The sequence below is a fragment of the Francisella adeliensis genome, assembly GCF_003290445.1.
Classification (GTDB): domain Bacteria; phylum Pseudomonadota; class Gammaproteobacteria; order Francisellales; family Francisellaceae; genus Francisella; species Francisella adeliensis.
This window is the reverse complement of the sequence record NZ_CP021781.1, coordinates 253,045-267,557: the sequence shown is the minus strand read 5'-3', so window position 1 is coordinate 267,557 and position 14,513 is coordinate 253,045. Positions and strand designations below refer to the sequence as shown.

The window sequence follows — 14,513 nt, the reverse complement described above, 5'->3', positions numbered from 1 at the left end:
TTATAGTCCTAAGTTGGTTCTAATATCTGAAAGTAAAATAACTGAAGACTCTTTATCTCCAAAAGTTCCAATCTTGATATATATATTCACAATATCATAATTATCTCTAACTATTTTAACACTAAACTGTTGCTGTGAAGACTCAACTTGGCCAGATATTTCAGCGATATTGTCTTTAGCATCTTTACTAACAATTTTATAGTCACTGTTATTACCCAAAGCTAAAATAGTTGCATCATAGACACTCTTAACATCACTATTATCTATCTGTGCGGAAAATGTACCATTTACGAATCTCACAACACTATCACTTGCAGAGTTGAGGTCTTCAGCCATACTACTGTTTTGCGAGCATGCATTTAACGCTAAAGCAGCAGCAACACCAACCATAATTATTCTTAGTTTTTTCATGTTTTCTTCCTTGAGAAAATACTCTAGAAGCTAATTCTATAATAGACAAATCATGATGTAAAATATAATCACAAAAGATTTATAGCAGTTTTGCAGCTAAATCCACATTGGCTTAAATATAAGAGGTAAAATAGTAATACAAAAAATACTGCCCAATACCAAAACAGTAGTTAGTATTACATCTAAGGTTGATGAATTATCTTTTACTGAGCTTAAACTCTTCGACTTAAACATTGATAAACAAAAACCAAAAACAAATACTGAGCCAAAAAGACCTAAAGAAGTTTTAAACATCGCATTTAACATTCCATCAATCATTCCAGCTGTAAACATCATGATAAATATACAGTGCAATGGATTAGCACAAATCTCAACTCTTTGTTTGAACAGATTTTTAATTGAAACTAATATTACGGCTGCAGCACCTATAAATGCAGGTATACCCCATTGTGACCATATCTCTAAAAGTAAGTTATGAGGATACCCAGCAGAATATTTAGTATAAACCAAATAATTCCACTGCCCTATACCTGTTAGTGGGTGATTTAGACCTATTAGAAATGCTTCATGCCACAAAGATAATCTACCACTTGTACCATATCTCATCAAGGTTGAAACTTGCGATGTTCCTGAAGATAAAATATAACTAGTATAAGCATAATCAATTAAATACGCTAAACTAAACGCTAGAACGAATACCGTAACAGTTACTTTAAAATACTTCTTAGAATAGATAAATAGTAACGGTAAAATGACCATATATTCAGCATATATAGTTCTAAAAGCGTGGTTTATAAGTACAAACCAAACTACTGTAATTGCTATAAATGAACCAATCTTATAGATAGGTCTCATGTCGACAAACCAGGGTAATAAAAGCAATGGCAGAAACCAACTAAAATAATTATCCAAAAATCTAGGATTCAAACAGTTGTATAGATATAAAAGTACTTTCTGTATATTTCCTGCTACGACAGATCCATAAACTGAGTAGTTTGATAACCATAACCGTAATGCTAAAGTACCACCAAAGAAAATTAATGATAGCATTACAATTTTATAAAAGATCTCTACACCATATTGTTTTTCTTGAATATAGCGAGCCACAAATAGTACATTTATAAACTGTAAGAATGTCAACCCAACACCCTTAATTGCTATAGATGGTGAGAATGCAAAACAAGAAGAAATTACCCCAAAAGTAAAAAATAAAAGTATCCCTGATTTAACTACCCTACTAAACCCTTTAAAATAATCGATAACATCAAATAATATTTTTTTATTAAGAAGTATTGCTAAACTACTGATGCAAAGGCTATAGTAAAAAATATAATACCTATGTATAAACAATCCTATGTTAGCACTAGTTAGATCATTTAAAAATTTTTTACCACTGCCAGAAGATATATCGACTAAATTTAATGAAATAAATGGTTCAAAAGGCATTAAAAAAACGATAAACAGCGATATACATAGAAATGCAAAGATAATATCTCTAAGAGATATTTTTTTCGTTAAAGTAGTCATTAATTTTTGATTATGAATAATTTTGCTATAGTTTAGCAAAATTATCTTATAAAATCTTTAAGAAAGATTATTCTATATTGATGGTCTTTTTAGCTAAGACCGAATTATCTGATTTATTTACAAGTGAAACAGACCACTTACCCTTACAAACTATATCATCAGCCATCACACTTTGACTGTCTTTAGTGTAATCTTGGTCTTCTTTATATTTAGTTATCGGGAAAGAAGTACTATAGCAATTACTTTCTTTAGGTGCTGTCCAGGTCAAATAAATTGAACCTTGTGGTGCATCATTCCAGTTTGTTATTATATTAGCATCTATTTCATTTGTTTTCGCAACATAAACTATCTTAAGAGTGGCAGAAGGGTTAACAGTTGTAACATTTTCACCATCTTGATCTGGATTTTCAAGAGTATCATCAGGGTTTATAGATATAGATTCATCCGAGCTGTACATCTTATCCATAAATGCATGATATGAACTACAACTACTTAAAGCTAATGCTGATAGCGACATTAAAAGTATTTTCTTCATTTAATTTAATTACCTGTTTATTATTATGTTTTTGTATTAATCTAAGGTACCAGAAACCTTAGCCTTAACCTCTTTAACTTCTCTTTGATTTTCTTCAAAAGTAGCTTTTACGATTTCTTTCTTTATCTTGCTGATTTCATTACTTGTTTCTTTTACAGAAACTTCTGTTGCTTTTACTTTTTCTTCTAACTTCTCTGATTTTTTCTCATATGTATCTATTTTTGATGAGTATCTTTTCAGTCTTCTTTGTAAGACAACGGATTTCTGAGCAGACTCCATAAGTTTACTTTTTACTGCTTGTTTACTAGAGTCTTTTTTATTTTTTAATAAGATATACTCCTCTTCTAATTCTTTTAAATTAGTTGTCTGCTCTTTAATTAATTTTTCATATTTATCAGTTAGCTCATTATATCTTTGGACTTTTAAATTAGCCTCTTCAAGCTGCTTTTTTGCATCCAACAATTCTTGTTGTGTCTGCTGCTGAGTTTTCTCTAGTTTAGCAAGTTTTTCAACTGAATCTGTAGCACAACCAGCTATCAACATCACTGAAATACAACCTAAAGAAACAAATATTTTTTGTAGTTTAGTCATAACGCTATAAACACTTATAATCTTAGTAGAAATTCTATCATCATGTGCTAATAAGTAAAACAACTATTTACTTTTTAGAGCTAAGTTGTGCTATTTGTGATGATATTTTTGAGGCTTGACTAGCTTGAGTTTGAGATGTTGCTTTTAGCTGAGTTATCTGTGAGGCAAATGTGTTTGCTTGAGATCGATATTTATTAATTTTTTCATCAATATCGACCTTTTGTTTCATTTTAGATACAAGCTCACTATTTACAGCTATGGCACTATCATTATTTGGATCTTCAAATTGTCCATACGCAACTTTCAGATCAGATATATCTTTATCCATTTTGTCAGATTTTTTCTGTAGTTCATCAGCTTCTGCTCTATATTTAACAACCTTATCTTTAAGTGCCTGGATATTAGCAAGACTTTCAGATGCTTTATTTTGCAATTGTTTTTGAGTAAGCTGTAGATCATTAATCTTATCTTGTGTACTTGTCACACAAGAACTCAGCATAATACTTAAAGATATACAAACAACGAATAATCCTATTTTTTTCATAGAAACCCTTTTTATTTTTTATATAAATGTAGATTAGTTAACGTTCAATGTATCCGTTGCGATAATGTCTCCATCAAACTCAACATTTGCAGTCCAATCACCTTTACATTCATTTTTGCCTTGCTTAACTTGAACAGTAGCCCAAGTCATATCATTTTTCTCACCATATTTAGTGATTGGGAAGCTAGTGTCGTAGCATTTAGTGCCTTCAGGTGCTTTCCACTGAAGTTTTACACTACCATTTGGATTGTTATTATACGTTGTATAAATAGTCGCCTTAAGTTGGTCACCATCCTGCTTTAAACTAATCTTAGATACTGGAGTTGAAGAATCTGCACTTACAGCATCTGGGTTTACTTGTACTGTTTGAGTATCATTAGCTGAATCACTAGTATTTGCTGATTTAGAATCATCTCCAAAGCCAAATGTTGAGCAGCTTGCTAAAGCTGCAACCGTCATCGTAATAGCTCCAAATTTAATTATATTTTTCATAGCATTCTCCATTCTTATGATTAAAAAAATTTTAGTATTCAATTGCATTATAGCACTATTGCCATACAAATAAACCGTTCTACATCAAATTATGATACAGCCTACATTTCTTCCCTCATTTACTAAAAGGTTATAGGTTTTGCAAGCCTTCTCACTTGCCATAAAATCTACACTTTTGCCAGCATTTGCTAATTTAGCTATGATATCGATAATTGGAAGTTCTTGTTTTGAGCCTGTACCAATCAATATAACCTCAGGACTATCTTTGAGTAATATATCAAGATGATCGCTATTTATGTCATTAAGCTTGATTATATTATTATCATATTTGACTACCTTTTGTAACGATACTATTACTGCTTGACTATAACTCCCTACATTTAACTTTATATTACCAGGCTTATATTCTATAAAATAAAGCTCCGCATCATTTCTTTCTTCTTGTAAACTCATCATAAAATAAACCTTGATATAACTGATATTTGAACTTATATAATATTATATATCTAAACCAGTTCGGAGAAAACATGAACTCATTACTAACTTATTCTGATCTACCTAACCTCGCTAATTTTAATGCTGATGAGATAAAAACAGCAATTGATGAAAGTCTTACAACAGCTCAAACTAACCTCGACAATACGCTAAAACAACAACAGATATCATGGATAGACTTACTTAAGCTGGAAGAAGATGATGAAAAAATCACACAAATATGCTCAACAATATCTCATTTAAATGCCGTTTGTAATACTCCAGAATTACGTGATGGATATGAGTATGCAATATCTAAGCTTACAGAATTTTATACAAAAGTTGGTCAAAATAAAGGTCTCTTTAACGCCTATAAACAAGTACAAAAGCAAGATTTAAACCCTGAACAAGCTCAGACTGTCAAGAAAGCTATAAAAGGTTTTGAGGCATCAGGAGTAGACCTTGAAGAGTCAAAGAGAAAACGACTACAAGAAATATCTCAAGAATTAGCAAAACTAACAACTAGTTTTGAAAATAATGTTTTAGATGCAACTATGAGCTGGGTTTACGAAACAGATAATGAAGCTGAACTTAAAGGGTTACCTGAAAATACTATCTCTGCAGCAATTGAAAAAGCAAAACAAAAAGAATCTAAAGGTAAATATGCTTTAGGAATAGATATACCAACATATCTAGCAGTTATGCAGCAAGCTGATAACAGAAAGCTAAGAGAAACTTTTTATAAAGCATTTTGTACTAAAGCTTCTGCTGAAGCTGAAAACAAAAGTTTTAACAATGATGATAATATCGAGAAAATCCTCAAGCTGCGAATAGAAAAAACTCAAATCCTTGGATTTGATAGTTACGCTGACTACTCACTTTATACGAAGATGGCTGAAACTCCTAAGCAAGTTTTAGAACTACTAAACAATCTATTAGAAAAATCAAAATCTCAAGCAAAACATGAACTAGAAGCATTACGCAAATTTGCTGAAGATAGTGGTCTTACTAATGACTTAAAACCATGGGATACCGGCTACTACTCAGAGAAACTTAAAAAAGCAAAATATGATTTTACCGACGAAGAGTTACGCGAGTACTTTCCACTAGAAAAAGTACAACAGGGTTTATTTAATATTTTAGGTAAAATATATGGACTTGAAGTAAGAGAAAACACCGACTATAAAAAATACTTAGCAGAACAGCGTACACTTGAGTTTTATCGTTCTGGAGAATATGTTGGCACTATTATTTGTGATTATTTCGCTCGTGATAACAAGCGTGGTGGTGCTTGGATGGATGGCTCTCGTACTGCTTTCATAAAGTCTGATGGCTCACAGCAAATGCCTGTTGCCTATGTAAACTGTAACTTTATGCCACCTTCAAAAGATGGTGCAAACCTTACGCATAATGATGTAGTAACGCTATTTCATGAATTTGGTCATGCTCTACACCACATATTATCAAAAGTTAGCATCCCATCTATATCTGGTACAAATGGTGTTGAGTGGGACGCTGTCGAGCTACCAAGTCAATTTATGGAAAACTTTTGTTGGTGCAAAGAAGGTTTAGACTTAATGTCAGGCTCTCGTGATGGTAAAGCTCTTACAACTCAGCAAATAGATAAACTAATAGGTACAAGACATTTCCAATCAGCAATGGCAATGGTTCGCCAACTTGAGTTTGCACTTTTTGATATCAATATTCATTATAATAAAGCTACAACTGTTACTGAGGTACAAGCCGAACTTAATAAAGTTAGAGAGTCTGCAAACCTTATGAAAGCTCCTAGCTATAACAAATTCCAAAACGGATTTTCACACATTTTTGCTGGTGGCTATGCTGCAGGATACTATAGTTATAAATGGGCAGAAATTCTATCTTCTGATGTGTTTTCTCGCTTTGAAAATGAAGGTGTTTTAAGTGATTGTGTAGGCAGTGATTTGCTTGAAAATATTATTTCAAAAGGTTCATCTCGAGATGCTATGGATAATTTTGTCGGCTTTATGGGTCGCAAACCTAATGAGGATGCTTTACTAAGACATAGTGGTATAAAATAACTATTACAAAATAATCTTAGTTTTTATAATCTCAAAGTTTCTATAGTTTTTTCACAATATCTACTACAATTAATCATTATATAAAAACAAAAACATATCATAATGATAAAAGTTTTTTATGATGGAAAATGTGGTCTCTGCTCAAAAGAAATTAGATACTACAAAAGAGTAGCCCCTGAAAATATATTTGAATGGATAGATATAACAACATCTACAGATACTTTAGTAAATGAAAATCTTGAATATAATGACACTCTAAAGCTTTTACATACTAGAGATAATGAAGGTAACTTATTTATTGGCTTAGATTCATTTATTTTGATATGGCAACAATTAAAATTTTGGAAGTTATTCGCAGTAATAGTTTCATTACCAATAATCAAACAAATCACAAATCTGGCCTACAAAGCTTTTGCAAGCTGGAGATTTAAAAGGTTAAGTTATTGTGAGATAACACCAAACAAAGGAGAAAAAATGACTATTTCAAAAGAGATGCAAAACATAATAGATAACTATAATTCTTCAGGATTCCCTAATTATTCTTCTTTTTCTCCCAAAGGGTTAAGGCATGCTTTCAATGAAGCATTTTATAAAAAACCAAAAGAAGAGTCTATTTTAATGGCAAAGGTGGTAGCAGCTAAAATTGTAAATACACATGCTAGAAGCATTAAAGTAAGGTTATATTACCCATCACTGAATAATCAACTGCCAGCATTAATGTATTTTCATGGAGGTGGCTTTGTAATAAGAGATAATATGGATATTTATGATCAAACATGCCGACGTATCGCTAGTGAAGTTGGCTGTATGGTTATAGCTGTGGACTATAGATTAGCTCCGGAACATCCTTTTCCAGCAGCACCAGAAGATTGTTTTTTAGCTACAAGTTGGGTTTTTAGTCATAGTAAGGAACTTAATATTGACTCATCAAAAATAGGTGTTTGGGGAGAAAGTTGTGGAGGTAATCTTGCGGCAGTTGTTGCTATGATGGCAAGAGATAGAAATAAGTTTACATTGGCTTGTCAGATTATAATTAGTCCTATGCTAGATATTAACTATTCTACAGAATCATATAGTAATTATTCATCTGGCTATATTTTAACGAGAGATACAATGGAGTGGTTTTGGAAACAATATCTTAGTAATATAAGTGATATACAAGATCCATATGCTTTACCAGTTCGGGGAACAAATTTTGAGAATTTGGCTCCAGCATTAATATTTACAACAGAATTAGATGTATTAAGAGATGATGGTAGGTTATATTTTAATTTACTATCCAGATCTAATGCTAATGTAGAGTATAAGTGTTATGAAGGTTTAATACATGGTTTTTTTGATTTATATACTAAAGTTAATGAAGCAAAAATAGCGTGCAATGACATAATACTTCAAGTTAAATCTTTTTTACAAAACAAAGGAGAGAAGTAATGACTTTAATTATCGGAGCTATATTTGGCTTTATATCTGTAGCAATAGGTGCTTACGCTGAGCATGGATTAAAAACACATATTTCTAGTGAACACTTTGATATGCTAATGACAGCTATTCGTTATAATCAGCTTTATGCAATACTAATAAGTATTATAGGGCTAATTTCACTTACAACTCATAATATAACAAATAGCATTTTTCTTAAACTTAGCTCTATACTATTTATCCTGGGTACTTTGATGTTTAGTTTTAGTATATATTGCTTCGTAATATTTAACCTATCTCAAGCGTTAAGATTAGCTCCAATTGGAGGAACCACTCTTATGTTAGGATGGGGCTGTTTGATTGTAATGGGAATGCTAACACTCCAAAGGAAAAAGCATTAAATTCTTAAAAAAACATATCCATTCCTACTATACCTTTTAAAAAAAGTTAAAACTATAATTAATTCTCTGCATTTATTTTAGGATCATATTTTATGAAAAAGCTATATACAAGTCTACTAATTAGTCTATTAGGCGTACATGTTATGCTAATAGTGACCAAGAAACTACTGATAATAAAATGAGTTCAGAGTAAAAATCTCGAATGAATCAAACAATACCCTATACACTGAAGAAATAGGCAATGATTGTTGGGATGTAGGTGATCTTGACAGTATGTCTTCTATCGACTCTAATAGCCATACTCAAAAGAATCTACGGATGGTAAATGTATCGACCTACCTTTCAGGAAAATAGCCGTTGTTGTTAGAAGAGTTAACTCACCTAAAAACTCTCATGAGTTCATGATAAATAGTGACAAAATGATGATCTAGCAGAGATTCGCATCTATAATACTAGTGATGAAAGCAGACAAAGTCTTGAACGAATACCAGAACAAGTCCTTAAACTTGATACTGATCAATATAGAAAATCAATCTCACATGGTCTAACAATAAAGTAATTGCTAAAGTTGGATAATTAAAGAATATTTTTAAAGATATCTTAGCGATTAGATAATAACATTATCATAAGTTGTTTTTTTAGAAGTAGGATTGTTTTGAACATCAAATCTACCGTTCATCATAACTTTATGCCAAGCCTTAGCAAAGTCATTTACAAACTTCTGCTCATTGCCTTTTTCTGCATAAACTTGAGCCACAGCTTTAAGTTCAGAGTTAGATCCAAAGATTAAGTCAACAGAAGAAGCTGTCCATCTAGCATCACCAGTTTTTCTACTAAGACCAACATACTCACCTGGTTTATCAGATTTTTCCCACTTTGTAGACATATCAAGTAAGTTTACAAAGAATGAGTTGTTAAGCTGTCCTGCTTTTGATGTAAACACACCATCTTGAGAATCTTTATAGTTAGTATCTAATGCTCTCATACCGCCAACTAAAACTGTCATTTCTGGGACATTTAAATCTAACATACTCGCTTTTTCAACTAATGCTTGTGGAAGTTTGTTTGGACTTACACTACCATCTGTATAGTTTACAAAACCATCTGATTTAGTTTTTAAGTAATTAATAGATTTAACATCAGTTTGTTTTTGAGTCGCATCTGTTCTACCTGGTACAAATGGAATCTCAATATTAAAGCCAGCTTCATTAGCCGCTTCTTCTACACTCATATTACCAGCCAAAACAATTAAGTCTGCTAATGAAACTTTAGTTCCATCAGTTTTACTTTTGTTAAACTTAGTTTGAATTTCTTTTAATTTAGTCAATACTAATTCAAGATTTTTTGGCTCATTCATAGCCCAATCTTTTTCTGGAGCTAATGCAATTCTTGCACCGTTAGTACCACCTCTGTAGTCAGTTTTACGATACGTTGACGCAGAAGCCCAAGCAGTTTTAATAAGTTGTTGTCTAGATAGTCCAGATTTAGCAACCATTTCTTCAAGCTGTGAAATGTCCTTTTTAGATACTTGCTTATAATCAGCCTTAGGTACAGGATCTTGCCATGCAAATGTTTGCTTAGGAACCCATGACCCCATATATCTTGAAGCTGGTCCCATATCTCTATGAGTCAGCTTGAACCATGCTTTAGCAAATTCTTTCTTAAATTCTTTAGGGTTTTTATGGAACTCTTCAGCATATTTATTAAACTTAGGATCTTCTCTAAGAGCCAAATCAGTTGTAAACATCATAGGTTTATGTTTTACACCTGGCTTATGTGCATCAGGAACCATATCACTCTCTTTTGAGTTTGTTGGAGTCCACTGATGAGCTCCTGCTGGAGATAATGTTTTCTTCCAATCTAGATTATATAAGTTATCTAAGAAAGTTGAATTCCAGTGAGTTGGTGTAGATGTCCATGAACCTTCAAGACCACTACCCATAGTATCATCAGCGTTACCACTACCATAACTATTATGCCAACCTAATCCTTGCTGTTCAATTGGGGCTTTATCAGGTGCTGGACCAATATCTTTCTGAAGATCTTCTTTTGGCACTGCTCCATGAGTTTTACCAAATGCGTGACCACCTGCTATCAAAGCAACTGTTTCCTTATCATTCATTCCCATACCACTAAAGGCTTGACGGATTGCACTACCAGCTTTTTTCTTATCAGGGATACCATCTGGGCCCTCTGGGTTTACATAAATTAAACCCATTTCTGTAGCGGAGAAAGGTTTTATAAGCTTACCATTTTTAACATTACTAGATAGTACTTCTGGAGAAACACCCCAATCAGTATCATCACCTTGCCAATCATCTTCTCTACCAAATGCAAAACCAATTGGCTCCATACCCATAGACTCTAAAGATACCGTACCTGCTAGCACAATCAAATCAGACCATGAAACAGCATCACCGTATTTTTGTTTAATTGGCCATAAAAGTTGACGGGCTTTATCAAGGTTTACATTATCTGGCCAGCTGTTTAATGGAGAGAACCTTTGTTGGCCACGGTTAGCTCCTCCACGACCATCAGATACTCTATAAGTCCCTGCGTCATGCCATGATAGTCTAACAAAGAAAGGAGCATAATTACCGAAATCTGCTGGCCACCAGTCTTGAGACTTTGTAAGAAGCTCTTTCATATCCGCTTTTAATTCATCAATATTAACTTTTTTAAACGCTTCACGATAACTATAGTCACTACCCATAGGACTATCAACTGTATTTAAATTACGCAGTGGTGATAAATTCAGCTGCGGCGTAGTATTTTGGCTAGCTGATGGTGCTTTAGTTTCACCTGTTGGATTAGTTTTTTCACCTGCTATTCCACTAGAAGCAAACAACAAACTAGAAGTTCCTAGAGCTATTACAATTTTTTTAAGCATCTGTTTTTCCTTTGGTTTATATTTATAATTATAAAAATCAATATTGATCATACCAACATATAATATTGAATTGTAAAAATTAATACCAATATTAATTACTTATTTACCTTATAAGATAATCTTATTAATCTTATTAATATTTTTCATATAATATCACATCTGCATTCATAATAACTCTTTTAATGTCTGCACAAGGAATAACATAAACTATTATTTTCTTTAAATTTATAATGTTTTTTGGCAGGCTATAAATCTCAGAATATAATCTTCATAAGTTACATTCTTATGAGGATATCTCAGGTATTTAGGTGATTCATAATATATAAACTTAACAAACCAAATAGCTTCAACATTAGTTTAATATTGACATATTTTATATTTGCTATTATTTTCGGCATCGGATTAGATATATAAACAATAGGTAAACTACTAATTATTTCACTAATATTTGAACTTAAAGATACAAAAATCTTATTATCAGAAACTAAGGCTAATAAAAATTATTATTGTATTGATAAAAAAGAATTAAATAAATTATATCAACAATTCATATCAAGTATGGATAAAATAATTCTATAGTAATTTAGCATACTCTAAATTATCTTTGGCGGAGAGGAAGAGATTCGAACTCTCGATAGTATTTCTACTATACACGCTTTCCAGGCGTGCGCCTTCAACCACTCGGCCACCTCTCCAGTTGAATCTCAAAGTATACCTTATATATTTATATTTTCAATTGAAGATAGTTATAAACTCATACACCCTTCTATCAATTTCACAGCATACCCTGTTATGTTTACATGGTCTGCTTTCATCTCTAATCTCAACTCCCCACCTCTTTTTGAAGCTTGATAAGCCAACATATTAGTTTTATTAAGTTGTTTTGCCCAGTATGGTGCTAGAGTTGAATGAGCAGAGCCTGTTACAGGGTCTTCTAAAATACCTTCAGCTGCACAGAAAAATCTAGATATGAAATCATATTTTGAATTAGATGATTTTGCTGTAACAATTATAAACTCGTCACATTCTAACAGTTTGTTAAAATCAGGTTTCATTTCTAAAATAGAATCTTCATTATCATAAACTAACATTAAGTCTCGTGATTTTGCAGCGTAAATTGGCTTAGATGAGGATAAGCTGTCTAAAATATATTTTGGTATACTATTTACATTTACTTCTTCACCTTCACGAAGAGGAAAGCTCATAGTATAAGCTTGATCACACTTATTCACTTCAATCGGTCCAACATACTTGGTATCAAAAACAACCTTATCTGTATCTCTATCTACATGTGAAAAATACACTTCTGAACTCGCAATAGTAGCATGTCCACATAAGTCAATCTCATACATTGGTGTAAACCATCTGAGCAAAGGGTTTTTATTTTCTCTTAAGAGAATAAATGCCGTTTCAGATAAATTCATTTCAATTGCTATTAGTTGCATTAGGTCATCATCAAGCTCTTCTTCTAATATAAAAACTGCGGCTGGATTTCCTTTAAAAGGTTCTTGAGTAAATGCATCAACCTGCCAAAATTTTAATTCCCTCATAATATTCCTGTAAACTTAAAAGTGATTTATAAAGCCATTATCACAGCAGATACAAACATCAGAACTATAAACAATCTTTTAAGAAGCACTGGTGATATCACACCTAAATATCTCACCGCAAGCAAACTTCCGATAATAGAAAAAGGTGCTGATGATAATAGCAACGGTAAGCTAATATACCCAAATGTTTGGGGAATATTTACTTTTATACCATAAACTAGCATAAAAGTTGCTATAGTTGAATTTATTACCACACAAACACTAGCAATTGATATAGCTTTCCTAATTTCTACACCTATTTTAATAAAAAACATCGTAGCAAAGGTAGTTGATGTTGCAAGCACACTTAAAACACCACAAAAGCTACAAATTGGATAAGCTACGGTTCCAGGCAATTTAACAATCTTACTATCATTATGTAGAATCATCCAGATTCCACTTAATACAAGTATCACTGAAAATATATGTTTTAAAAGAACTGTATCAATATGCTTAACCAACACACCTCCAATTACCGAGCCTATAGCTAAAGCAATCAAAAAATATTTTAACTCTCCAATTTGAATATTGCCTCTCCGTAAATGTTTATATGTAGCAACCAAACTAAGACATACAGACATTCCACAACAAGTTGCTAAAGCTATCTGCATCGCGAAGTCTGCACCATAAGTATGCAATATTATGTAAAAAAAAGCAGGTGTAGCAATAAGTCCAGCACCTCCACCAAGTAGAGTGGATACAAAGCTTGCAAAAAAGCCTATTAAGGCACCTAGTATAATTAACATCTTACTTCCTTTTTATAAATTTATTTTAGATAGTTATAGACCGTTGCTCTACTCACATTCAAAGCTCTAGCAATATAGTGACTAGCATTCTTTCCATCAAGAGCTCCATTTTGCTTAAGCTCTAATATTAGATTTTTTTTCTGAAGCCTTGTCAGATTGTCTATGCTCAAATTGTGATTTAAACAATATTTCTGAACAAAATTATTGATTTGCTCATATAAAGTATCTCTAAATAGACTCTGAGATTTTTGAGACATCCCTTTATCATTATTTGTCAAAAACAGCTGTAAAATTCCTCTATACTTATCAAATACAGATATGTCTAGGTTTATGCACAGCGTACCAACTGCAACATCATCACTATTTCTAATTACAGTAATGATACATTTTAGTTTTCTTCCGTCATAATTTAACTTTTCATATGGACCAATAACATTTGAAAGCTCATCATATGTCTCTAAATTAATATGATCTAAATATGAAGAGTCTCCAACTTCTCGTTTAGATATAGAATTAAATATTGCTTCAATTTTATTAGTTGATAAATCATGTATTACAACTTCAGCGAAAGGACTTAAAAGTTTACTTATAGCCTCTGCAATATCTAAGTATTTTTTTAGTTCCAATTTCATTTTATTCACTCAACACACAACATTTACACAGTATATTCTAAGTTAGACTTAATTGTCAATAAAAACATGAGATAATTAAGTAAGTGCTAGCTATCACAGCTCTGATGCTTCAGTATAATTATTAATTACCTTATCACTACAATAATTAGTATATACTCAAACAGGTAGCTCTAATTTTTTCAATTAGCCTACTGATACTCAT

Annotated in this window: 14 protein-coding genes and 1 tRNA gene; 3 read left to right on the top strand and 12 right to left on the bottom strand. The window is 32.1% G+C overall.

The genetic code is table 11. The annotated features are described in order from the left end of the window. From CDH04_RS01340 to CDH04_RS01310, 7 genes are all read right to left on the bottom strand, one after another. On the bottom strand, positions 1–411 hold the full coding sequence (locus CDH04_RS01340) for a DUF3568 family protein (RefSeq protein WP_112869317.1): 411 nt from the start codon (positions 409–411) through the stop codon (positions 1–3). A 96-nt stretch (positions 412–507) separates the two neighbouring features. Continuing rightward, positions 508–1,938: an O-antigen ligase family protein gene (locus CDH04_RS01335; protein WP_234393440.1), complete on the bottom strand. Its 1,431-nt coding sequence runs from the start codon at positions 1,936–1,938 to the stop codon at positions 508–510. A gap of 67 nt (positions 1,939–2,005) precedes the next feature. Next, the gene (locus tag CDH04_RS01330) at positions 2,006–2,473 is read right to left on the bottom strand and encodes a TUL4 family lipoprotein (RefSeq protein WP_112869316.1); all 468 of its coding nucleotides are present in this window, start codon (positions 2,471–2,473) and stop codon (positions 2,006–2,008) included. A 36-nt stretch (positions 2,474–2,509) separates the two neighbouring features. Continuing rightward, positions 2,510–3,064: a hypothetical protein gene (locus CDH04_RS01325; protein WP_162699172.1), complete on the bottom strand. Its 555-nt coding sequence runs from the start codon at positions 3,062–3,064 to the stop codon at positions 2,510–2,512. 67 nt (positions 3,065–3,131) lie between these two features. Further along, positions 3,132–3,608 carry a coiled-coil domain-containing protein gene (locus CDH04_RS01320; protein ID WP_112869314.1) on the bottom strand — a complete coding sequence of 159 codons (477 nt, stop codon included), beginning with the start codon at positions 3,606–3,608 and terminating at the stop codon, positions 3,132–3,134. 33 nt (positions 3,609–3,641) lie between these two features. Next, positions 3,642–4,100: a TUL4 family lipoprotein gene (locus tag CDH04_RS01315; RefSeq protein WP_112869313.1), complete on the bottom strand. Its 459-nt coding sequence runs from the start codon at positions 4,098–4,100 to the stop codon at positions 3,642–3,644. Positions 4,101–4,184: 84 nt separating this feature from the next. Next, positions 4,185–4,556, bottom strand: a complete 372-nt coding sequence (locus CDH04_RS01310; RefSeq protein ID WP_112869312.1) for an Mth938-like domain-containing protein — start codon at positions 4,554–4,556, stop codon at positions 4,185–4,187. Positions 4,557–4,627: 71 nt separating this feature from the next. On the opposite strand from CDH04_RS01310, the gene CDH04_RS01305 reads away from it, so the two are divergent. The 3 genes from CDH04_RS01305 to CDH04_RS01295 all read left to right on the top strand — a co-directional run bounded on the left by CDH04_RS01305 (position 4,628) and on the right by CDH04_RS01295 (position 8,454). Next, positions 4,628–6,634: a M3 family metallopeptidase gene (locus tag CDH04_RS01305; protein ID WP_112869311.1), complete on the top strand. Its 2,007-nt coding sequence runs from the start codon at positions 4,628–4,630 to the stop codon at positions 6,632–6,634. Positions 6,635–6,736: 102 nt separating this feature from the next. Then, positions 6,737–8,065 (top strand): alpha/beta hydrolase fold domain-containing protein, encoded by a 1,329-nt coding sequence (locus tag CDH04_RS01300; RefSeq protein WP_112869310.1) that lies wholly within the window; start codon positions 6,737–6,739, stop codon positions 8,063–8,065. Next, positions 8,065–8,454 (top strand): DUF423 domain-containing protein, encoded by a 390-nt coding sequence (locus CDH04_RS01295; RefSeq protein WP_112869309.1) that lies wholly within the window; start codon positions 8,065–8,067, stop codon positions 8,452–8,454. Before CDH04_RS01300 ends, CDH04_RS01295 begins: the two co-directional genes overlap by 1 nt. Before the next feature lie 607 nt (positions 8,455–9,061). On the opposite strand, the gene katG is transcribed toward CDH04_RS01295, so the two are convergent. The 5 genes from katG to CDH04_RS01270 form a co-directional block, all read right to left on the bottom strand. Next, positions 9,062–11,344: a catalase/peroxidase HPI gene (gene katG / locus CDH04_RS01290; protein WP_112869308.1), complete on the bottom strand. Its 2,283-nt coding sequence runs from the start codon at positions 11,342–11,344 to the stop codon at positions 9,062–9,064. Between the two features lie 605 nt (positions 11,345–11,949). Continuing rightward, positions 11,950–12,039 (bottom strand) — tRNA-Ser (locus tag CDH04_RS01285). Positions 12,040–12,090: 51 nt separating this feature from the next. Then, positions 12,091–12,894: a PhzF family phenazine biosynthesis protein gene (locus tag CDH04_RS01280; RefSeq protein ID WP_112869307.1), complete on the bottom strand. Its 804-nt coding sequence runs from the start codon at positions 12,892–12,894 to the stop codon at positions 12,091–12,093. Positions 12,895–12,920: 26 nt separating this feature from the next. Beyond that, positions 12,921–13,679: a sulfite exporter TauE/SafE family protein gene (locus tag CDH04_RS01275; RefSeq protein ID WP_112869306.1), complete on the bottom strand. Its 759-nt coding sequence runs from the start codon at positions 13,677–13,679 to the stop codon at positions 12,921–12,923. A 20-nt stretch (positions 13,680–13,699) separates the two neighbouring features. Then, complete coding sequence (locus CDH04_RS01270; protein WP_112869305.1) at positions 13,700–14,311, bottom strand: helix-turn-helix transcriptional regulator; 612 nt, start codon at positions 14,309–14,311, stop codon at positions 13,700–13,702. Between the last annotated feature and the right edge of the window lie 202 nt (positions 14,312–14,513).